General features: G+C 71.5%; 11 protein-coding genes. 4 read left to right on the top strand and 7 right to left on the bottom strand.

The features are described 5' to 3' along the window. Window positions 1-46: 46 nt before the first annotated feature. A complete protein-coding gene (locus D7D52_RS19830) occupies window positions 47-397 on the bottom strand; it encodes a hypothetical protein (RefSeq protein WP_120738509.1) in 351 nt (116 codons plus the stop codon). A gap of 188 nt (window positions 398-585) precedes the next feature. Between D7D52_RS19830 and D7D52_RS19825 the strand changes: the two genes are divergently transcribed. After that, window positions 586-1,569 (top strand): glycosyltransferase family 9 protein, encoded by a 984-nt coding sequence (locus tag D7D52_RS19825; RefSeq protein ID WP_120738507.1) that lies wholly within the window; start codon window positions 586-588, stop codon window positions 1,567-1,569. Window positions 1,570-1,572: 3 nt separating this feature from the next. Here D7D52_RS19825 and D7D52_RS19820 read toward each other — a convergent pair whose 3' ends face one another. Together D7D52_RS19820 and D7D52_RS19815 are read right to left on the bottom strand one after the other, a co-directional pair. Further along, the gene (locus D7D52_RS19820; RefSeq protein WP_246023168.1) at window positions 1,573-2,463 is read right to left on the bottom strand and encodes an EamA family transporter; all 891 of its coding nucleotides are present in this window, start codon (window positions 2,461-2,463) and stop codon (window positions 1,573-1,575) included. Between the two features lie 53 nt (window positions 2,464-2,516). Further along, a complete protein-coding gene (locus D7D52_RS19815) occupies window positions 2,517-2,843 on the bottom strand; it encodes an ArsR/SmtB family transcription factor (protein ID WP_120738505.1) in 327 nt (108 codons plus the stop codon). A gap of 183 nt (window positions 2,844-3,026) precedes the next feature. Here D7D52_RS19815 and D7D52_RS19810 point away from each other — a divergent pair, with 183 nt between their 5' ends. Next, window positions 3,027-3,704: a M23 family metallopeptidase gene (locus D7D52_RS19810; RefSeq protein ID WP_120738503.1), complete on the top strand. Its 678-nt coding sequence runs from the start codon at window positions 3,027-3,029 to the stop codon at window positions 3,702-3,704. 159 nt (window positions 3,705-3,863) lie between these two features. Next, window positions 3,864-4,913 carry a hypothetical protein gene (locus tag D7D52_RS19805; RefSeq protein WP_187703016.1) on the top strand — a complete coding sequence of 350 codons (1,050 nt, stop codon included), beginning with the start codon at window positions 3,864-3,866 and terminating at the stop codon, window positions 4,911-4,913. Here D7D52_RS19805 and D7D52_RS19800 read toward each other — a convergent pair. Next, window positions 4,864-5,190: a hypothetical protein gene (locus tag D7D52_RS19800; protein WP_120738501.1), complete on the bottom strand. Its 327-nt coding sequence runs from the start codon at window positions 5,188-5,190 to the stop codon at window positions 4,864-4,866. The genes D7D52_RS19805 and D7D52_RS19800 overlap by 50 nt on opposite strands. 195 nt (window positions 5,191-5,385) lie before the next feature. Between D7D52_RS19800 and D7D52_RS19795 the strand changes: the two genes are divergently transcribed. Continuing rightward, window positions 5,386-5,721, top strand: a complete 336-nt coding sequence (locus tag D7D52_RS19795; protein ID WP_120738498.1) for an RNA polymerase-binding protein RbpA — start codon at window positions 5,386-5,388, stop codon at window positions 5,719-5,721. A gap of 76 nt (window positions 5,722-5,797) precedes the next feature. Here D7D52_RS19795 and D7D52_RS19790 read toward each other — a convergent pair whose 3' ends face one another. The 3 genes from D7D52_RS19790 to D7D52_RS19780 all read right to left on the bottom strand — a co-directional run bounded on the left by D7D52_RS19790 (window position 5,798) and on the right by D7D52_RS19780 (window position 21,335). After that, entirely contained in the window at window positions 5,798-6,595 is a 798-nt protein-coding gene (locus D7D52_RS19790) for an ABC transporter permease (protein WP_425464684.1), read from the bottom strand. A gap of 92 nt (window positions 6,596-6,687) precedes the next feature. Then, window positions 6,688-7,677, bottom strand: coding sequence for an ATP-binding cassette domain-containing protein (locus D7D52_RS19785; protein WP_120738496.1), 990 nt, complete (start codon window positions 7,675-7,677; stop codon window positions 6,688-6,690). Beyond that, window positions 7,674-21,335, bottom strand: a complete 13,662-nt coding sequence (locus tag D7D52_RS19780; protein WP_120738494.1) for a non-ribosomal peptide synthetase — start codon at window positions 21,333-21,335, stop codon at window positions 7,674-7,676. Before D7D52_RS19780 ends, D7D52_RS19785 begins: the two co-directional genes overlap by 4 nt. Window positions 21,336-21,347 lie beyond the last annotated feature (12 nt).

The following is a 21,347-nucleotide window of genomic DNA, read 5'->3' as shown; positions in this document are numbered from 1 at the left end:
ACGGTGGTGCGCTAACTCGTTGCCATGCGCGGGTTTTCGCGCGTCCTCACTTCCACAGTGCGGCGATCAGCACGTTCGCGATCGCCAGCCCGCCCGCGGCGTCGGTCATCCACGCCACTTCCTTGCCCCGCTTGGCATCCGCGCGCCCCATCTCCGCGAATGCCGCGACCAGCACCGCCACCACCAGCTTCACGATCATCTTCGCCATGTTCGGGTCCTTGCCCAGCGAATGAATCGATTCCGCCATCCCCAGCAGCACCACGCCGGTCACGATCTGAGCGCGCGCACCCCACACCATCAACTCCGACACCCGCGGCCGGGAGGCGACGTACCCGCCGACCACCGCCGCCATACCGAGCAGATGAGCCGTCACCACGAGGTTGTAGACGAAGGTCATGCGCCCCACCGTAATCGATCACACCCACCCAACGACAGCCGGTAGTACGCACCCGGTTGCGGGGCCGGGCGGCGGGGCCCGTCGCTGGTTTCGCGTGGTGGCGGGTCGGGTAGTCCTTCTCCAATGGCTCTCCGCGGTGTCCGGTGGAGGGTCTCGCGTTGTGGCAGCGGGTCGGCTAGGAGACGAAGGTGGCGGTTGTACTAGTGCTGCGAGCACGCGGGCTGGGTGAGCTGCTCACCGCGGTCCCGGCGTTGCGCGCGCTGCGCCGGGCCCGGCCCGACGACCACATCGTGCTGGCCGCACCGCATCGGCTCAAACCGATCGTCGATCTCATCGCCTGCGTCGACGAGATGGTGCCGGTCAGCGATCCGCTGGGGCTGCGCTGGGACGGCGAAAGCCCCACGCTCGCGGTCAATCTCAACGGCCCCGACGGGATCGCGGAATTGGCGCGCACCCGCCCGACGCGCATCCTCACCTACCGCGACCCCGCCTACCCGGAGCTGCCCGGACCCGACTGGCAGCCGGAGCTGCACGACGTGGACCGGTGGTGTCATCTGCTGGAATCCGACGGCATCGCCGCCGACCGCCGCAACCTCGGGCTGGTGCCGCCGGTGGCCACCACCAGCCACCGCGACGCCGTGGTCGTGCACGTCGGGGCGGGCGCGCCCGCGCGGCGCTGGCCGCCCGACCGTTTCGCCGCGGTGGTGCGGCATCTGCTCGTGCAGGGCCGCGAGGTCGTGCTGACCGGCGACGACTCCGAACGCGAGATCGCGCTCGCGGTGGCCGCGCGCGCGGGACTGTCCCCGGCGCGGGTGCTCGCGGGCCAGCAGAACCTCATCGAACTGGCCGCCACCGTCGCCGAGGCCGCCCTCGTCGTCTGCGGCGACACCGGGGTGGCCCATCTGGCAACGGCTTTCGGCTCCCGCACCGTGCTGCTGTTCGGCCCCAACCCGCCCAGCCGCCACGGGCCGCCCCCGCATCTGCTCGGCCGCCACGCTGTGCTGTGGGCCGGCACCCTCGGCAACCCGGACGCCGAGGGCATCGACCCCGGACTGTTGAAGATCGGCGTCCCCGAAGTGATCAACGCCGTCGACAAGCAACTGCGCAAACGCCCCTGGCCCGGCACCAACCTCGACCGCCGCGCCCAGCAGGCCTACCGCCGCGTCGGCTAGCGCTCAGCGCGCCGCATCGCGGGGGCGCGCGGTGAGCAGCAAGGCCGCCATCACCAACACCATGCCGCCCAGTTCGGCCAGGGTGGGGCGCTGCGCCAGCGCGATCGCACCCACCACCGCCGCCGTGGCCGGCAACAAGGCCAGCAGCAGCGCGAACCGCGCCCGGCCCACCGTGCGCAGGACCAGCTGATCCAGACCATAGGGGACCGCCGACGACAGCACCCCGACGCCGACACCCAGCAGCCACGTGCTCGGATCGGCGAAAACCGCTGGGCGCAACAGCAATTGACTCGTCACCAGGATCGGCGCCAGCCCGGCGGCGGCCACGGCCATGCCGACGGCCAGCGCGTCCAGCCCCGACCCGGCATCGGCCACGCGCTTGCCCAGCAGGATGTAGCCCGCCCACAACGCGGCCGCCACCAGGGCGAAACCCACACCCAGCGGACGGGCATCGGTGGAGACGCCGACCAGCAGCAGCACCCCGGCCACCACCAGCACGACCGCGAGGACGTCACGGGGACGGCGAGAACCCAGCGCGGCCACGGTGATCGGGCCGAGGAACTCGATGGCCACCGCGGTACCCAGGGGTATGCGGGCGATCGCCTCGTAGAAGGCGATGTTCATGCCCACCGTCACCACACCGAACCCGCCGGCCACCAGCACCGTGCGCCGCGTCCACCCCGCCCGCCACGGGCGGCGCCACCCCAGCAGCGCCACCGCGGCCGCCGCGGCCCGCAACCAGGCGACGGTGGCCGGTTCGACGGTGTCGAACAGGTGCACGCCCAGCGCCGCCCCGAGATACAGCGAGACACCGCCCGCGACGAACAGCAACGGCACCGACCAGCCGGGAACCCCGGCCCGGCGCGAATTCTCGACGGCGACAGACGTTCCCACGCCCGCCACGGTAGCGCCCGGCTCCGACACCGGCGGGCCCTCCCCCGCGGGTCTCAGGGCGGCGGCGGATCCTCGCGGGCGGTCGAGAGGGCCGCGGAGTAGGCGGCCAGGGCGCTGGGCCAGAACTGTTCGAGATAGTCGCGGGCATCGGCGAGGCCGCGCGGGTCCAGCGAGTAGAGGCGGCGGTTGCCGTGCGGGCGCACCATCACCAGCCGCGCCTCGCGCAAGATCTTCAGATGCTGGGAGATAGCGGAACTGGTGACACCGAGGCCGGCGGCGAGGTCACCGACGGATTTGGGGCCCTGCGGTAGCGATTCGAAGACGGCGCGGCGGGTGTCGTCGGCGAGCGCACGCAACACCCGCACTCCGTTAGTCGGCACTGAAATAGGTTGGCGGTATCACCCGGGTGGCGTCAAGTCGGCGGCAACCCCGGTCCGCCGACGTCATCCCAGAATTACCCGCGTGTCGTTACCGCACCGTGACATGTCAACTGGGCTTTTGCACCATTGTGACGGTCGCTACTGGATTTCCGGCCCGCTGCGGCCACCTCGTACGTTCGAGGCATGCCCGTAACCGTACCGTTATCTCGGCTGCGTGGAGTCGGCCGCTACCGCACCGCCGCCACCCGCGCCGCGGCCGTCAGCGTCGTCGTCGGCGCCTCGCTGGCCGCCCTGGCCGCCGCCGATCCCGACGCCACCGGCGACCGACCGGGCAACCCCGTCGCGAACGCCGCGGTCGCCGCGCCCGTCGCCGTCACCCCCCGCGAAGCGCAGATGCCGCAGGTCGTGCCGCAGCCGGTGCTGGACTTCCTCGACGGCCTGCACGCCGAACAGGCCCGCCCCAAGACCGTGCGCCCGGTCGCGGGACCGCTGAGCTCCGGATTCGGCACCCGCTGGGGCGTGCTGCACGCCGGCATCGACTTCGCCGACGGCTTCGGCACCCCGATCCACGCCGTCACCGACGGCACCGTCATCGAAGCGGGCCCGGCCTCGGGCTTCGGCCTGTGGGTGCGTGTGCTGCAGGACGACGGCACCATCGGCGTCTACGGCCACATGCAGGACATCCTGGTCCAGGTCGGCCAGCAGCTGCGCGCCGGTGACGTCCTGGCCACCGTCGGCAACCGCGGCTACTCCACCGGCCCGCACCTGCACTACGAGGTCCACGCCGGCGAAGGCGCCCCCATCGACCCCCTGCCGTGGCTGGCCGGACGCGGCATGAACGTCGGCGCCCCCACCGACTGACCCACCACGCGGATCGGATTGGGCGGCAACCCCGTTCGCGCCCCACAAGACCACAGCGCCGGCTCATACCGCCGGGGCTGTGCTCATACCCGGGTACTAGGCGCCCACCCCACCGCCGGGGGACGTGGCGCACGGTCGCGCGAACCTAGCGTCAGCGTCATGACCACGCTCGATCGTCCGTCGCTCGCGTCGCTCACCTCGCCGACCCCCGCCCGCCGCCTGCACCGCCCACTGCTCGCCACCACCCTCGCCATGACCGCCCTGGCCGTGTTCTCCCTGTGCGCCATGGCATTCGACGACCGCCTGCTGCTGGGCGAGTCGGTGTGGCTCAAACCGTTGAAGTTCGCCATCGCCATGACCCTCTACTGCGGCACCCTGGCCTGGCTGGTGTCGTTTCCGCACCGGGGTCAGCGCCTGACCTGGTGGATGGGCGCCCTGTTCGCCGCGACCGCCGTCACCGATGTCGGGTTCATCGTGGTGCAGGCCGCGCGCGGCACCTTCAGCCATTTCAACCAGCAGCACGACGCGGTCAACACCATCGGCCAATGGGTGTTCATGACCGGCGTGCCGGGACTGTTCCTGGCGAATCTGGTGATCGCGGTGACCCTTTCGTGGCAGCGCGTCACCGACCGCCCCACCTCGATGGCCATCCGCGCGGGCCTGGGCATCGCGGTGTTCGGCATGGCGCTGGGCTACACGATGGGTTTCAGCGGCGCCCAGCAGACCACCGACGCCTACGGCCACCCCGTCACCCTCGGCGCGGGCCACACCTTCATGCACGGGCAACCGCCGGTGCGCGACGGCGTCGCGGGCCTGCCGGTGACGCACTGGTCGACCGCGGGCGGTGACATGCGGATCGCGCATTTCGCGGGCCTGCACGGCATTCAGCTGCTCATCGTGGCCGCGTTCGTGCTGGCCCGGCTCGCCCCGTCGGTGGGCTGGCTGGCCGCCGAGGCCACCCGCACCCGGCTGATCGGGGTGCTGGCGCTGGGCTACAGCGGACTGGTCGCGCTGTTGCTGTGGCAGGCGTTGCGCGGTCAGCCGGTGACCCGGCCCGACGGTGAAACCCTCACCGCCCTCGGCCTTGTCGCCGCGGGCACCGCCGCCGGCGTCGCCGCGGTCTACGCGCTGAGCACCCGCGCCCGCCGGCACGCCGCGCTCAGCGCAGCCGTTCCGCCTCGCGGGTCAATGCCACCAATGTCGCGGTGAGATCGGCGAGTTCGATCATCTCCGCCCCTTCGGAGACCGCGGTCGCCACATCCTCGGCCGCGCACCGGGCCGCGAACCACCGGTCCGACAGGTCGGCGACCTCCTGGGCGCTGAGCACCACCGAATCCTCGGGAATACCGGTGCCCTTCACGCTGTTTCGATGCTCGTAGGCGCGCTGGCGACAGGATTGTCGGCAATACCGCCGGCGGCGTCCGATCTCCGATTCGGCGATCTCCCGCCCGCACCACTGGCAGCAGGACAGCACGCGTCGAGACATGGTCCGCAACAATAGCCGTTCGCGGCCGCGACCGGGCGGAAGGGCACGCCGCGGCGAAGCGGCCGGCGGTGGCGAGTAGAATGGCGGGGTTCTCCCCACGGGAACCACAGCGCGTGTTCCTGCGTTGGACAGACGTAGCGCAGGAGCAGAACAACAGTTGTAGACATTGCCGACAGGCGAGAAGGGACCGCACTCATGGCAGATCGCGTACTCCGGGGGTCTCGGCTCGGAGCGGTGAGCTACGAGACCGACCGCGACCACGATTTGGCGCCGCGTCGGATGGCGCGGTACCGCACCGACAACGGTGAGGAGTTCGACGTCCCGTTCGCCGACGACGCCGAGATCCCGCCGACGTGGCTGTGCCGCAACGGCCAGGAGGGCATCCTGCTCGAGGGCACCACCCAGGAGCCCAAGAAGGTCAAGCCGCCGCGCACCCACTGGGACATGCTGCTCGAGCGTCGCAGCAAGGAGGAGCTCGAGGAGCTGCTTCAGGAGCGGCTCGAGCTCATCAAGAGCCGCCGTCGCGGCTGACCACGGCACCGACGAGCGAAGGGGTCCCCGCACACGATGTGCGGGGACCCCTTCGTTTGGTCTCTGCGTCAAAACCTCAGTGGCTGGCCACCTTCCGATACTGCAGCAGCGCCACCGGCACCGCGACCGCCAGAATCGCCAGCGAACAGTAGATGGAGTATTCGACGCAGTGATCGGCCGGCCACCCGGACGCGGGGGTGAAGGTGGGCGGCGACCCGTTGTCGAACAGTTTGCGCCCCGCCGCCGAGACCGCGGTGATGGGATTCCAGGCGGCCACGGTGCGCAGCGGCCCCGGCAGCGTCTCGCTGGAGATGAACGCCGAGGAGATGAAGGTGAGCGGGAAAAGCCAGATGAGCCCGGCACTCTGGGCCACCTCGACACTGGGCGACATGAGCCCGGTGATCGCCCCCACCCACGACATGGCGAACGCGAACAGCAGGATCACCCCGAACGCCAGCACCGCGTCCAGAATCCCGCCGTTGATGCGCCAGCCGACCACGTACCCGCAGCCCACCATGACCGCCAGCGCCAGAATGTTGACCACCAGATCCGACAGGGTGCGCCCCATCAGCACCGCCAGCCGCGACATCGGCAGCGTCCGCATCCGGTCGATGATGCCCTTGTGCAGGTCGTTGGCGAGCCCGACGGTGGTGAACGCCGCGTTGAAAGCGACTGTCTGCGTGAAGATTCCGGCCAGCAGGAACTCCCGGTACTGGCTGCCGCCCAGCGACGCCCCGAAGATGTAGGCGAACAGGAACACGAACATCAGCGGCTGGATGGTGGCGGTCACCAGCAGGGTCGGCACGCGCAGGATGGTCAGCAGGTTGCGGTAGGCGACGATGGCGCTGTCGCGCACCACGCGCGGTAGCAGGATCGCCGGGCCGGTGGTGCGGTGGTGGCCGTGGTCCTCGCCGCCGGGCGGTCCCGGGTCGGCGAGGGGTGCGGCGGGCTCGGCGGGGAGGGTCGTCACGACAGGATCTCCTCTTGGACGGGCTCGGGCGTGGTGGCGGGCGTGCGTTCGGCGGATTTGCCGGTGAGAGAAAGGAATACGTCGTCGAGGCTGGGCCGGTGCACGGCCGCGTCGAGCACGCACACCCCGGCGTCGTCGAGGCGGCGCAGGGCCTCGACCATGGTGCGGGTGCCGTCGCCGACGACGACGGTGAGTTCGTCGGGGCCGTCACCGGTGTCGGGTTCCCCCAGGCCGATGCCGGCGAGCACGCGCCGGGCCGGCGCGGGATCCTGCCCGGCGGCGAGGGTGACGGTGAGCTTGTCGCCGCCGATGGAGGTCTTGAGTTCGTCGGCCGAGCCGCGGGCGATGACGCGCCCGCGGTCGATGACGGTGATGCGGTCGGCCAGCAGATCGGCCTCCTCCAGATACTGGGTGGTCAACAGCACCGTGGTGCCGTCGTCGACGAGTTCGCCGATGACCCGCCACATGTCGAGGCGCCCGCGCGGGTCCAGACCGGTGGTCGGTTCGTCGAGCACCACCACCGGGGGCCGGCACACCAGCGCGCCCGCGAGGTCCAGCCGCCGGGCCATACCGCCGGAGTAGGTGCCCGCCCGCCGCCCGGCCGCGTGATCGAGGCCCAGGGCGGAAAGCAGTTCGTCGGCGCGTTGCGCGGCCCGGCGATGGTTCATCCCGTACAGCCGCGCCACCATCCGCAGGTTCTCGAACCCGGACAGGTTGCCGTCGACCGCCGCGTACTGGCCCGAGAGCCCGAGCCGGGTGCGGGCGCGCGCCGGGTTCTTGAGCACGTCCACGCCCGCGACCCGCACCTCGCCCGCGGACGGGCGTAGCAGGGTGGTGACGATGCGCACCGTGGTGGTCTTGCCCGCGCCGTTGGGCCCGAGCAGTCCCATCACCGTGCCCGCGGGTATCTCGAGGTCGATGCCGTCGAGCACCCGCACCTTGCCGTAATACTTCACCAGCCCGTGCACTTCCACCGCGAGACTCATGCCGTCCCCTCTCGCCGGGCTTCCAAGGCCGCCAACTGATCCCGCAGCACCGGCCCGATGACGGCGAGGGATTCGGGCGTGGTCATGCCGGCGTGCGTGCAGCGCACCAGCTGGTCGTGCACGACACCGGTGACGTAGGGCTCCCAGGCGGCAGCGCAGCGGTCCGGATCGGCACGGTTGATCTCGTCGTCGGCGGCGGTGAAGAACAGCAGATCGCCGTCGAAGACGTGCGGCTGGAATCCGTGCGCCTGGGCGGCGCCGTTCTCGTAGCCGGTGTAGAGGCGTTCGAGGTGTTCGACGGTCAACGCCGCGAACGGCCCCGACCGGCTGCGCAGCAGTTCGGCCGCCTCGTGCAGGGTCATGCGCGGATCGATGTCGGCGTCGCCGCCCAGCAGATCGGACCCGAATTCGGCGATGATCGCCGACACCGACGGCACCGCCTGCTCGAGCCACTGATCCGAGAGCTGGTAGCTGTCCATCAACGCCAGCAGCGCCACCTCGTCGCCGCCGTGCTGCAGCTGCACGGCCACCTCGTGGGCGATCAGACCGCCCAGCGACCAGCCCAGCACATGGTAGGGGCCTTCCGGCTGCACCGACTTCATGTGCGCCACATAGTATTTCGCGGCCTCGGCGATGGTGGCGTGGCTTTCCTCCCCCGCCACGTGCGGGGCCTGCAGCCCGTAGACGGGCCGTTCGTGCGGCAGATGCGACAGCAGCCCGGCGAAGCACCACGACAACCCGATGGCGGGATGCACGCAGAACAGCGGCGGCAGTGGCGAATCCGTGCCGGGCCGCAGCGGCAGCACCGCGTCCAGGGCCGCGGCCAGCGCCGCCCCGGCGTCACCCTCGGCGTCGGCGAGACGCGCGGCGATGGCGGCGGGGGTGGAGTCGCCGAACATGGCCTGCACGGGCAGGTCGATGCCCTCGGCGCGCAGCGTCGCCACCACCTTGGTGGCCAGCAGCGAGTTGCCGCCGAGTTCGAAGAACCCGTCGTCGGCGCCGACCTGCGCGACGCCCAGCACCTCGGCGAAGGCCGCGCACAGCGCCTCCTCCATCGGCGTGCTCGGCGCCCGGTAGCCCTCGCGGGCCGCGAACACCGGTTCCGGCAACGCCTTTCGATCCAGCTTGCCCACCGGCGAGAGCGGCACCCGGTCCAGCAGCATGATCGACTGCGGGACCATGTAGTTGGGCACCAGTTCGGCCACGTGCGCGGTCAGTTCGGCCACTGTGGGCGCGGTGCCGGTGCGCGCCTTCACATACGACACCAGCGCGGTGGCGCCGGCCGGGGTGCGATGCCCGAGGGTGGTGGCGAACTCGACGGCCGGATGCTTGGCCAGAGCGGCGTCGATCTCGCCGAGTTCGATGCGGAACCCGCGGATCTTGACCTGGTGGTCGGTGCGCCCGACGTACTCCAGATCCCGTGCGCGCCCGCCGCGTTCGACCCAGCGCACCAGGTCACCGGTGCGGTACATGCGCTCGCCGGGTTTGCCGAACGGGTTGGCCACGAACCGCTGCGCGGTCAGGCCCGGCCGGCGCAGGTAGCCGCGTGCCAGCGCCGCCCCGGCCAGGTGCAGTTCACCGGTGACCCCGCCGGGCGCCGGATGCAGCCGCGCGTCCAGCACGCTGGCGCCGACGCCGCGGATGGGTCCGCCGATGGTGATCTGCCCGCCGGGCGCCATGGGCTGCGAAATCACCGTGACGATGGTGGTTTCCGTCGGCCCGTACACGTTGTAGAGCTTGCGGCCCGGGGCCCACCGGGTGACCAGATCCGGTGGCAGCGCCTCGCCGCCGACCAGCACGTGCCGCAGCGCGGTCACGCCGGTCGGGTCGACGGTGCCCAGCGCCGAGGTGGTGATGAAGGCATGCGTGATGCCCTCGTCGATGAACACCTGCCCCAGTTCCTGCCCGCCGACCACGCCCGGTGGGGTGATCACCAGGGTGGCCGCGCCGCCGAGGGCGAGCAGCAGGTCGAGCATGGCGGCGTCGAAACTCGGTGTCGCGAAGTGCAGGACGCGGCAGCCGGGTCCGACGTCGAAGCGGTGCGCGGTCTCCGCGGCGAAGTTGGACAGGCCGCCGTGGGTGACGACCACGCCCTTGGGGATGCCGGTGGAGCCGGAGGTGTAGATGACGTAGGCCGGATTGTCCATGCGCAGCGACGCGGTGCGTTCGGTGTCGCTGATCGGGGCGTCGGAGGTGGCCAGCACGCGGCGGCGGAACGACGGCGCGTCCAGCACGGTCCAGTTGGCGCCCTCGGGCATGCGTTCGCGGTAGGTGGACAGCGTGATGCCCACGGCCGCACCGGAATCCAGCAGCATGTGGCTGATGCGCTGTTCGGGATAGTTGGGGTCGACGGGCACGAACGCCGCACCGGCCTTGGCGATGGCCAGCATCACCGCCACCGATTCCGCCGAGCGCGGAATGCCCATGGCGACCAGGGTTTCCGGGCCGACGCCGTAGCCGATGAGGACCCGGGCCAGCCGGTTGGTCCAGCGGTCGAGGGCGTCGTAGGAGATCTGGGTGCCCGCCGAGCGCACCGCGATGGCCGACCGGTTGAGGTTGGCGGCGGCCTCGAACACCTCCGGGAAGGTGATCGGCAGTCCGGGTTCCGTCCCGCGCACGGGCGCCAGCGCCGACCATTCGGCCGGATCCAGCAGTTCCAGATCCCCCACGGCGGTGGCCGGATTGGCGGCCGCGGCGGCCAGCAGCCGCACGAACCGCTGGGCCAGCCGGCGCGCGGTGCGCTCCTCGAACAGGTCGGCGGCGTAGTTCACCGCGACCGTGATGCCGTTGGGTTCGCGCTGTTCGGTCCAGGATTCGGTGATGGTGAACTGCAGATCGAATTTGGCGATGCCCGGGTCGGCGTCGTCGGCTTCGATGCGCATGCCCGGCAGCTCCAGCACCCGCACCGGCTGATTCTGCACCGACAGCATCACCTGGAACATCGGGTGATGTGCTTGCGAGCGGACCGGATTGAGCACCTCGACCAGCCGCTCGAACGGCACGTCGGCGTGCGCGAACGCCTCGAGGTCGGTGTCGCGGACCGCGTGCAGCAGATCGGCGAAGCCCGCGCCGCCCTCGATGTGGGTGCGCAGCACCAGGGTTCCGACGAACATGCCGACCAACCGGTCCAGTGCCGGGTGTCCGCGTCCCGCGATCGGCGTGCCGACGGCGATGTCGTCCCCGGCGGTCAGTCGATGCAACAGTGCCACCAGTGCCGCGTGCAACACCATGAACATGGTGACGCCGTGTTCGGCGGCGAGAGTTTGCAGTTCGCGGTGGGTGAAGCCGTCCAGCGCGCAGTCCACGGTGCCGCCGCGGTAGGTCGGCACCGGCGGGCGCGGCCGATCGGCGGGGACCGCGAGCAGTTCGGGCAGGCCGTCGAGGGCGCGCCGCCAGTAGTCGAGCTGGCGGCTGATCAGCGACTCCGGATCGTCCTCGCGGCCCAGCACGTCCTGCTGCCACAGCGTGTAATCGGCGTACTGGATGGGCAGTTCGGGCCATTCGGGCGGCTGCCCGCCGGTGTGCGCCCGGTAGGCGGCGGCCACGTCGGCGGCCAGCGGCTGCAGCGACCAGCCGTCCATGGCGATGTGGTGCACGACCAGCACCAGCACGTGCTCGGTCTTGCCGCCGGCCAGCCGCAGCAGCGCCGCGCGCAGCGGAACATCGTGTGCCAGATCGAATCCGCTCGCGGTGACCCGCCGGATCTCGACGGGCACCTCGGCTTCCGGCACCGTGCGCAACGGCAGCGTGACCGCCGCCTCGCCCGGTTCCAGGATCCGCTGGCACGGTTCGCCGTCGAGCTCGGGGAACACGGTGCGCAGGGTTTCGTGGCGGCGCTGCACCTCGTGCAGGGCCGCACGCAGTGCCTGGATGTCGAGTTCGCCGTGCAGGCGCAGGGCGACGGGAACGTTGTAGGCGCCCAACTCTTCTCCGTGATCGCCGGAGGCGTTGAACTTCTCCAGGAACCACAGCCGCCGCTGGGCCGCCGACAGCGGAATCCGCGCGGGTCGGGTGCGTTTGCGCGGTTCGGGCCGCAGATCCGCCGAGGTGGATCCGGCGTCGAGAGCGGCGGCGAGCCCGGCCACGGTCGGGGCCGCGAACACCGTCCGCACTTCCAGGCGGACCCCGGTGGCGGTGGCCAGCCGGGCCACCAGTTGGGTGGCCAGCAGCGAGTTTCCGCCGACCTCGAAGAAGCTGTCGTCCGCGCCGAGCGCCTCGACCCCGACCAGCTCCCCCATCACCTCGGCGACCAGGCGTTCGGTGTCGGTCTCCGGATCGCGCGACACCACCGCGACGGCGGCCTGCGGTTGCGGCAGCGCGTCGCGATCGAGCTTGCCGACCGGGGTGAGCGGGATCCGGTCGAGCAGGGTGATGGCGGTGGGAACCATGTGCGCGGGCAGGTGTTTGGCGCAGTGCCCGCGCAGCTCCTCGACGTCCGGCGGGGTCGCCGGGTCCAGCGGCAGCACATAGGACACGATGCGGCGCACGCCCGCGATCTCGCGAACCTCGGTGTGGGCGAAGCGGATCGCGCGATGGCCGGTGAGCACGCCGTCGATCTCGCCGAGCTCGATGCGGAAACCGCGCACCTTCACCTGATGGTCGCTGCGGCCCAGGTACACGATCTCGCCGCCGGCGCTCCAGCGCACCACGTCACCGGTGCGGTACAGGCGCGCGCCCTCGGGACCGTAGGGGTCGGCCACGAAACGGGCGGCGGTGAGGCCGAGCCGTTCGAAATAGCCGCGCGCGCCGCCCTGTCCGCCGATGTAGAGCTCACCGGGCACGCCGACCGGGACCGGCCGCAGCCGCTCGTCGAGCACCAGGGCGCGCGCGCCGCGCACCAGGGTGCCGATGGTGACGGGTTCGCCCGGCGTCAGCGGTCCGGCGATGGTGACCACGACGGTGGTCTCGGTGGGCCCGTACCCGTTGAACATCATGCGCCCGGGCGCCCAGCGCGCCACCAGTTCCGGCCCGCACGCTTCGCCGCCGACCATGACCGCGCGCAGATGCGGCAGCGCCCAGCGCTCACGGTCGATGGTGGCCAGCGCCGCGGGGGTCATGAAGGTGTGGCTGACCTGCTCGCGGTCCATGAGCGACGCGAGTTCGTCGCCGCCGTACACGTCGGGCGGGACGATGATCATGGTGGCGCCCGCGCCGATGGCCAGCAGCATGTCGAAGATGGCGGCGTCGAAACTCGGGGACGAGAAGTGCATGGTCCGCGAGTCCCGGTCCACCCGCATGCGCTCGCGGATCTCGTCGGCGAAGTTGGACAGTCCGCCGTGAGTGACGGCCACGCCCTTGGGTTTTCCGGTGGATCCGGAGGTGTAGATGACGTAGGCGAGCTCGGCGGTCCACAGGGTGGTGGCGCGTTCGGCGTCGGTGATCGGCCCGTCGTCGAGCACCTCGAGTTCTTCGAGCAGTTCGGCGTCGTCGAGCAGCAGCCAGTCGACGGGGTGGTCGCCGGCGGCGGCGCGCAGGGCGTCGCCGTGTTCGGTCATGCTGATGCCGACCCGGCAGCCGGCGTCGGTGAGCATGTGCCGCACCCGATCCGCCGGATAGTTGGGGTCCACCGGCACGAACGCGGCTCCGCACTTGGCGACCGCCAGCGCCGCCAGCACCGACTCCACCGACCGGGTCAACCCGAGCGCCACCCGGTCGCCGGGGCCCAGGCCGCGGTGAATCAGGGCCCGCGCCAGGCGGTTGGAGTAGACGTCGGATTCGAGGTAGGTGAGTTCGTTGTCGTCGAAGCGCAGGAACACGCGGTCGGCGTTGAGGTGCGCGGTGGCCGCGAAGTAGGCGGCCAGGCTGCACTGCGGTTCGGGTGCGGGACCCCAGGCGGGGGTGAGCAGTTCGCGTTCGCCGGCGGTGCGCGCGTCGATGTCGCGGACGCGGACCCGCGGGTCGACGGCGACGGCGTCGAAGACGTGGACGAGGCGTTCGGCGAGGGTTTCCACGCTGGTCTGGTCGAACAGCTCGGCGGCGTAGACGAATTCGAAGGCGCGTTCGTGCTCGGCGCCGGGCAGCACCCGCAGTTCCAGATCGAATTTGGCCAGCGCGATATCGAGTTCCTCGGCGTGCAAACCCAATCCGGGCAGCCGCAGCGCGGGCGCCGGGGTGTCCTGCACGGTGAGCGCGACCTGCAGCAGTGGGCGCGCCCCGTAGCGGCGCTGCCGCTCCCCGTCGGCGGTGGCGGACTGCAACTCCTCCACGACCCGCTCGTAGGGCACCTCGGCGTGGGCCATGGCGGCCAGTTCGGTGTCGCGGTCGGCCTGCAGCAGTTCGGCGAAGCTGCGGTCGGGGTCGACGTCCGAACGCAGGATGAGCGTATTGACGAACATGCCGACCAGCTCGTCGAGGCGGGTGTCGGTGCGGCCCGCGACCGGGGTGCCGATGACGATGTCACGGCCGCCGGTGACCGCGCGCAACAGCACCGCCAGCGTGGAACGCAACACCATGAACAGGCTGACCCCGTGCGCGCGGGCGACGTCGGCGAGCTTGCGCTGCAACGCTTCCGGGACCTCGAAGCGCACCGTGCCGGCGCGCCCGGTGGATTCGGCCGGGCGGGGCCGGTCGTAGGGCAGCGGCAGTTCCTCGGGCAGGTCGGCCAGTGCGTGCCGCCAGTAGGCCAGCTGTTCGGCCATGGCGCTGCCGGCATCGCTGTCGCTGCCGAGGATTTCGCGCTGCCACAGGCTGAAGTCGGCGTACTGCACCGGCAGTGGCGTCCACTTCGGGGCCGCGCCGCCGTGGCGGGCGGTGTAGGCGATGGCCAGATCGCGGGTCAGCGGGCCCAGCGACCAGCCGTCGGCGGCGATGTGGTGCAACACGATGCCCAGCAGGTGGCGGCGGGTTCCGGTGCGCAGCAACGTCATTCGCAGCGGGATCTCGCGGGTGAGGTCGAAGCCGCGCCGCGCCAGCGCCCGCAGGCTCGACTGCGCGCCGACCTCGTCGGTCTCGACGGCCTCGAGCACCGGCAGGCAGCGCGCGGTGTCGAGCACCACCTGGTAGGCGCCGCGATCGTCTTCGGGGAACACGGTGCGCAGCACCTCGTGGCGGTCCACGATGTCGGCGAACGCGGCCCGCAGGGCCTCGATGTCCGGATCGCCGTCGATTCGCAGCACGAACGCGATGTTGTAGGCGCTGGATTCGGGGGAATATCTGTTGAGGAACCACAGTCGTTGCTGCGGCAGCGACAGTGGTACGCGCTCCGGACGCGGGGTGTGCACAGCCAGCGCCACCCGCTGCGTCCGGGGCGCTTCCGCGAGCCGGGCGGCCACGCCCGCCACGGTGGGGGCCTCGAAGACGGCGCGCACCGGCAGCTCCACCCCGAATTCGGCGTGCAGGGCCGCGGTCAGGCGGGTGGCCAGCAGCGAGTTGCCGCCGATCTCGAAGAAGTTGTCCTCCGCGCCGGGCGCGATACCGCCCAGCACGCCGCCGAACACCAGCGCGACCTGTTGTTCCAGTTCGGTTTCCGGGGCGCGGGTGGGGGCGGCGGCCACGAATTCCGGTGCGGGCAGCGCTTTTCGGTCGAGTTTGCCCGACGGGGTGACGGGCATGGTCTCGAGGATCGACAGCGCCGAAGGCACCATGTAGCCGGGCAGTCGCCCGCGCGCGGTCTCGAGCACCGCGGCCGGATCCACCGCGGTGTCGGCGGTCAGATAGGCGACCAGCCGCGGGATCCCGCGCTCGTCGTGATGCACGACGGTCAGTGCGAAGGTGACGCCCGGATGCGCGGCCAGCACGTGATCGATCTCGCGCAGCTCGATGCGGAAGCCGCGGATCTTGATCTGGTCGTCGGCGCGGCCCAGGAAGCGCAGCTGCCCGCCGCCGTCGGCGACCACGAGATCGCCGGTGCGGTACATGCGTTCGCCGCGGCGGCCGTGCGGGTTCGCCGGAAAGCGTTGTGCGGTCAGGCCGTGGCGGCCCAGGTAGCCGCGCGCCAGGCCGGGACCCGACAGATACAGCTCACCCGCGACCCCCGGCGGCACCGGGTGCAGGCGGCCGTCGAGCACGAACAGCCGCATGCCGCGCACCGGCAGCCCGATGGGCACCGGCTGCCCGGCGATCATGGGCCCGGTGGCGGTGGCGGCGACGGTGGCCTCCGAGGGCCCGTACATGTTGTGCATGCGCCGCGCCGGCAGACCAGGCCGCGATTCCGGCGCGGTCCAGGCGGCGACGAGTTCCTCGGGGCAGGCTTCGCCGCCGACGATGACGGCCTCGAGGTCGGGCAGGTCGTCGGCGGGGACGGTGGCGAGGGCGGCGGGGGTGACGAAGGCGTGGGTCACCTTCTCCGCGCGCAGGATTCGCGCCAGCTCCGCCCCGCCGAAGATCCCGGCGGGAACCACGACGATGGTGGCGCCGGCCGCGAACCCCAGCAGCAGCTCGAGCACCGAGGCGTCGAAGCTCGGCGACGAGAAGTGCAGGGTGCGTGCGGAATCGGTGACCTTGAACAGGTGCATCTGCTCGTGCGCCAGCGAGGCGATGCCGGCATTGGTGACCACGACGGCCTTGGGGGTGCCGGTGGAGCCGGAGGTGTAGATGAGATAGGCCGGGCCGCCGGTGCGCAGCGGGTGGTGGCGGTCGGCGTCGGTGACGGCGGTGATCGGGAACTGCGCGCATTCCGCGGCCAGCTGTTCGGAGCCCAGCAGCAGCCAGTCCACGTAGCTCTTGCGGTGGCGGCCGCGGCTGCCCGGCCAGTCGGGCAGGTCGCCGCGGCGCTGGGCGTCGGTGATGCCGAGCATGGCGCCGGAGTCGGCGAGCATGTGGGCGATGCGGTCGGAGGGGTAGTCCGGGTCGATCGGCACATACGCGGCACCGGTTTTCGCCACCGCCCACACCGCGAGAATGCTGTCGAGTCCGCGCGGCAGCGCGATGGCCACCACGACCTCCGGGCCCGCGCCGTGCTCGATGAGCACCCGTGCCAGCCGGTTGGAGCGTTCGTCGAGTTCGCGGTAGGTGGTGTCGTGGCCCTGGTAGCGCACCGCGACCGCGTCGGGCACGCGTTCGGCGGTATCGGTGAGCAGCCGGGCCAGGGTGACGGCGGGTTCGGCGGGCGAACCCATGATGGGCACCAGTTTCGCGGTCTCGCGCGCGTCCAGCAGCGGCAGATCGCCGACCGGGACGGCCGGGTCGGCGACCGCGGCGGCGAGCACCGCGCCGAAGCGGCGGGCGATGGCCTCGACCGTGGCGCGGTCGAAAACGTCGGCGGCGTAACCGAATTCGGCGGTCAGCGGGGCGTCCTCGCCGGGGGCGCCGGCGGGTTCGTGAACGGTGAGCTGCAGGTCGAACTTGGCGACGTCGGTGGCCATGGGCACCACCTCGGCCGCGACGCCGGGCAGGTCGATGCGCAGCTCCGGGCTGCTGTCGTAGGACAGCATGACCTGGAACAGCGGATGCCGGGCGGCGGAGCGTTCCGGGTTGACGACCTCGACGAGCCGTTCGAAGGGCACGTCGGCGTTGGCGAAGGCGTTGAGGTCGGTGTCGCGGACCTCGGTGAGCATGCGGTCGAATCCGGCGGCCGGGTCGACGCGGGTGCGCAGCACCAGGGTGTTGACGAACATGCCGACCACGTCGTCGAGCGCGGGATCGCTGCGCCCGGCGATGGGGGTGCCGATGGCGATATCGGTCGTATTGCACAGGCGCGCAAGGACGGTCGCGAGCGCGGCGTGCAACACCATGAACGTCGAGACGCCGCGTTCGGCGGCCAGCGCGGCCAGCGCGCGCCGGGTGGGGGCGGCGATGCCGAATTCGACGGTGCCGCCGGCGGTGGAGCGCTGCCGCGGCCGGGGGCGGTCCAGCGGCAGGTCCAGCTGGTCGGGCAGGTCCGCGAGCGCGGCCCGCCAGTAGGCCAGCTGCCGGGCCAGCGCGCTGGCCGGGTCGGCCTCGTCACCGAGCAGTTCGCGTTGCCACAGCGCGAAATCCGCGTACTGCACGGGCAGCGGCGTCCACGCGGGCGCGGCGCCGGCGGCGCGGGCGGTGACGGCGCTCATGATGTCGCGGATCAGCGGGGCGATCGACCATCCGTCGCCGCTGATGTGGTGCAGCACCATCAAGAACAGGTACGAGTCGGGTCCGGTGGCGTAGAGGGCGACGCGCACCGGGGATTGGCTGCGCAGATCGAATCCGTAGCCGGCGAATTCGCCCGCCAGCGCGAGCACGTCGGCGTCGGTGGCGTCGATGGGGTCGAGGGTGAGGGGGATCTCGCCGGCGGGGTGCACCTGCTGGCAGGGGCCGTCGGGGGTGTCGGGGAAGGTGGTGCGCAGGCTCTCGTGCCGGTGCAGCACGTCCACCAGGCCGGCCCGCAGCGCCGGAATGTCCAGGGGCCCGGTGAGTTTCACCGCGAGCGGCATGTTGTAGGCGGCGGCGTGCTCGGCGAAGCGGTTGAGGATCCACAGCCGTTGCTGGGCCAGCGACAGCGGAATGTGCTGCGGCCGGGGCGCGGCCGCCAGTGCCGGTGAGGCGTGTTCGGGGCGCGCGCCGGCGACGCGGGCGGCGAGCGCGGTGACGGTGGCGGATTCGAACAGGTCGCGGATGGTCAGCGAGACACCGAGGGCGGCATTGACGCGCGCGACCGCCCGGGCGGCGGTCAGCGAGTTGCCGCCCAGGTCGAAAAAGCTGTCCTGGACGTCGAATTCGTCGGTGCCGAGCACCTCGGCGAAGATGGCGGTGAGCTGGCGTTCGGCGGCATTGGCGGGGGCGGCCGCGGGCCGGGCGGCGGGGCGGCGCGCGCCCGCGTCGGGGGCGGGCAGGGCCTTGCGGTCGACCTTGCCGTTGGCGCTGAGCGGTAGTTCGTCGAGGACCATCAGCGCCGTGGGCACCATGTAGCCGGGCAGCAGGCGGCGCAGCCCGGCGGTGAGTTCGGCGGGGTCGAGGGTCTCGACGCCGGGGGCGGCGACGGCGTACCCGATGAGTTCGTCGCCGCCGCGGCCGCGGCGGGCCACGCACACCGCGCGCGCCACCCGCTCGTCGGCGAGCAGCGCGGCCTCGATCTCGCCGAGTTCGATGCGCAGGCCGCGCACCTTGACCTGGAAGTCGCTGCGGCCCAGGTATTCCAGCACGCCGGAGCAGCCGCTGCCGCGCCAGCGCACCAGATCGCCGGTGCGGTACATGCGGGTGCCGGGGGTGAACGGGTTGGCCACGAACCGGTCGGCGGTGAGCGCGGGCCGGCCCAGGTAGCCGCGCGCGAGTTGCACGCCCGCCAGATACAGCTCGCCCACGACCCCGGGGGCGACGGGTTGCAGGCGCGCGTCGAGCACGTAGGTGCGGGTGTTCCAGATGGGTGCGCCGATGGGCACATCCGTGGTGCCGGGGGTGCAGTGCCAGGCGGTGACGTCGACGGCGGCCTCGGTGGGGCCGTAGAGGTTGTGCAGTTGCGGGGCGTCGGGTCCGGTGCCGAGGGCGGCGTGGAATTCGGCGACGGTGGCCGCGGGCAGCGCCTCGCCCGAGCAGAACACCCGGGTCAGACCGGTGCAGCCGGCGACGTCGGTGTCGGTGAGGAACACCGACAGCATGGACGGCACGAAATGCGCGGTGGTGACGGCCTTCTCGGCGATGACGCGCGCCAGATAGCCCGGATCGCGGTGCCCGTCGGGCGCGGCGATGACCAGGCGCGCCCCGATCTGCAAGGGCCAGAAGAACTCCCACACCGACACGTCGAAGGTGGCGGGGGTCTTCTGCAGCACCACGTCGGCGGCGTCGAGCGGGTAGGCGTGCTGCATCCAGCGCAGCCGGTTGACGATGGCGGCGTGGGTGACCCCGACGCCCTTGGGCTTGCCGGTGGAACCGGAAGTGAAGATGACGTAGGCCAGATGGTCGGCGCGCAGCGGGGCGAGCCGGTCGGCGTCGGTGACGGGACGGCCCGAGCGCTGCGACACGTCGGCGGTGTCGATGTCGAATCGCGGTGCGCTGCGCGGCAGTTCGATCTGGTCGCGGGCGGCGGTGAGCACGCACAGCGGGCGCGCCTGCGCGAGGATGGCCTGGATGCGTTCGGCCGGATGATCCGGGTCGATGGGCAGATACGCCGCGCCTGCCTTGACGATGGCGTACATGCCGATCAGCAGGTCGAGGCTGCGCCGCACGGCGAGCCCGACCAGGGTGTCGGGGCCGGCGCCGCGCGCGACGAGTTCGCGGGCCAGCCGGTTGGCGCGTTCGTCGAAGGCCGCGTAGGTGAGGGTCTCGCCCTCGTAGTCCAGGGCGATGCGGCCCGCGGACATGGCGGCGCGGTCGGCGAACAGGCCGGCGAGGGTGCCTTCCTGGCGGGCGACCTGGGTCGAATTCCATTCGTGCAGGACGCGTTCGCGTTCCAGATCGGTGAGCACCGGCATGTCGGCGATCACGGTCTGCGGGTCGGCGGAGACGAAACGGGACAGGTAGTCCAGGAAGCGCCCGTGGTGCATGGACAGTTCGGCGTCGCCGTAGAGGCGCGGATTGGCCTCGAAGTCGATGTGGATGCGGTTGCCCAGACCGTTGTAGAGGTTGATCGACAGATCCTCGACCGGCCCGGTGGACAGCACGTTGATCGAGCCCATGAGGCTGCCGAACTTCAGCTCGCTATGGAAGAGCATGAGGTTGACCATGGGCCCGAAGAAGCCGCGCGCGTCGCGGGAGTAGCCGCAGTCGCGGCGGATGTCGTCGCTGCGGTAGCGCTGGTGCCGCAGCGCGCCGGTGATCTGCAATTCGATGGCGCGCACGGTGTCGGCGACGGTGTCGCCGTCGGCGAAGCGCACCCGGATGGGCACCACATTGGACACCACGCCGCCGGAACGCCGCAGCGCCACGGTGGTACGCGCGGAGACCGGCAGGCTCAGCACCACGTCCTGGGTGCCGGTGACGGCGCGGACATACCCGGCCAGGGCGGCCACGAACAGGGCCGAGGAGTTGGAGTTGTGCGCGGTGGCGGCGGCCTCGATGGCGGCTTCGACATCGCGGCCGATGACGGCGGTGGCGCTGCGGCGGCCGGCGTCGGAGACCACCGGCAGCGAACCGTTGGCCGACAGCGTGATCGGCTCACCGACCCCGGCGAGCTGTTCGCGCCAGTAGTCGCCGTCGCTGACGAAACGGCTGGTGTCGCGGTAGCGGTTCTCGTCGGCGTAGATGGTCGACAGCGGGGTGGCCCGCGAGACCGTCGGCTCGGTGCGGTTCTCGAGGGCGGTGTAGATCTCGGCGGCGCGGGTGGTGCCGTTCATGGCGCCGTAGCCGTCGATGACGATGTGGTGGCCGCGGGTGTACCAGATCCAGTCCGAATCCCCGACGCGCAGCACCACATTGATGGTGAGCGGATCGTGTTCGATATCGATGGGCGAGCTGGCGTGCTCGTTCATCCAGGCCAGGGCCGCCGCGCGCGGATCGGCCTCCTCACGCAGGTCGATGCGCGCCCAGCCGGGCCGCCAGGTCGGGTCGATGACCTGGTGCGGGACCCCGTCGATCTCGAGCAGCCGGACGTGGCCGACCTCGCTCTCGGACCCGAAGCGCTCGATGGCGTACAGCAGCCGGCCCACGTCCAGGTCACCGTGGATCTCGACGAATTGCGCGATGGTCAGCGGAATGTCGGGACGGATGCGCTGGGCGTACCAGAGGGCCGATTGCGCGGGAGACAGCGCGAAAGGTTGAGCCGAGAATTCACCCGAAGAACATTGGTCGACACGGTCGGTGGCCAATGAACTCATCAAAAAACTCCG

It is taken from the genome of Nocardia yunnanensis (genome assembly GCF_003626895.1).
Classification (GTDB): domain Bacteria; phylum Actinomycetota; class Actinomycetes; order Mycobacteriales; family Mycobacteriaceae; genus Nocardia; species Nocardia yunnanensis.
The sequence above is the reverse complement of the archived record's forward strand: the minus strand, read 5'-3'. Positions and strand labels throughout refer to the sequence as shown.

Bases quoted from the DNA above. Each gene is read 5' to 3' on its own strand.
- D7D52_RS19810 (WP_120738503.1), top strand. From the start codon at position 3,027: ATGCCCGTAACCGTACCGTTATCTCGGCTGCGTGGAGTCGGCCGCTAC.
- D7D52_RS19795 (WP_120738498.1), top strand. From the start codon at position 5,386: ATGGCAGATCGCGTACTCCGGGGGTCTCGGCTCGGAGCGGTGAGCTAC.
- D7D52_RS19830 (WP_120738509.1), bottom strand. From the start codon at position 397: ATGACCTTCGTCTACAACCTCGTGGTGACGGCTCATCTGCTCGGTATG.
- D7D52_RS19785 (WP_120738496.1), bottom strand. From the start codon at position 7,677: ATGAGTCTCGCGGTGGAAGTGCACGGGCTGGTGAAGTATTACGGCAAG.
- D7D52_RS19800 (WP_120738501.1), bottom strand. From the start codon at position 5,190: ATGTCTCGACGCGTGCTGTCCTGCTGCCAGTGGTGCGGGCGGGAGATC.
- D7D52_RS19805 (WP_187703016.1), top strand. From the start codon at position 3,864: ATGACCACGCTCGATCGTCCGTCGCTCGCGTCGCTCACCTCGCCGACC.
- D7D52_RS19780 (WP_120738494.1), bottom strand. From the start codon at position 21,335: ATGAGTTCATTGGCCACCGACCGTGTCGACCAATGTTCTTCGGGTGAA.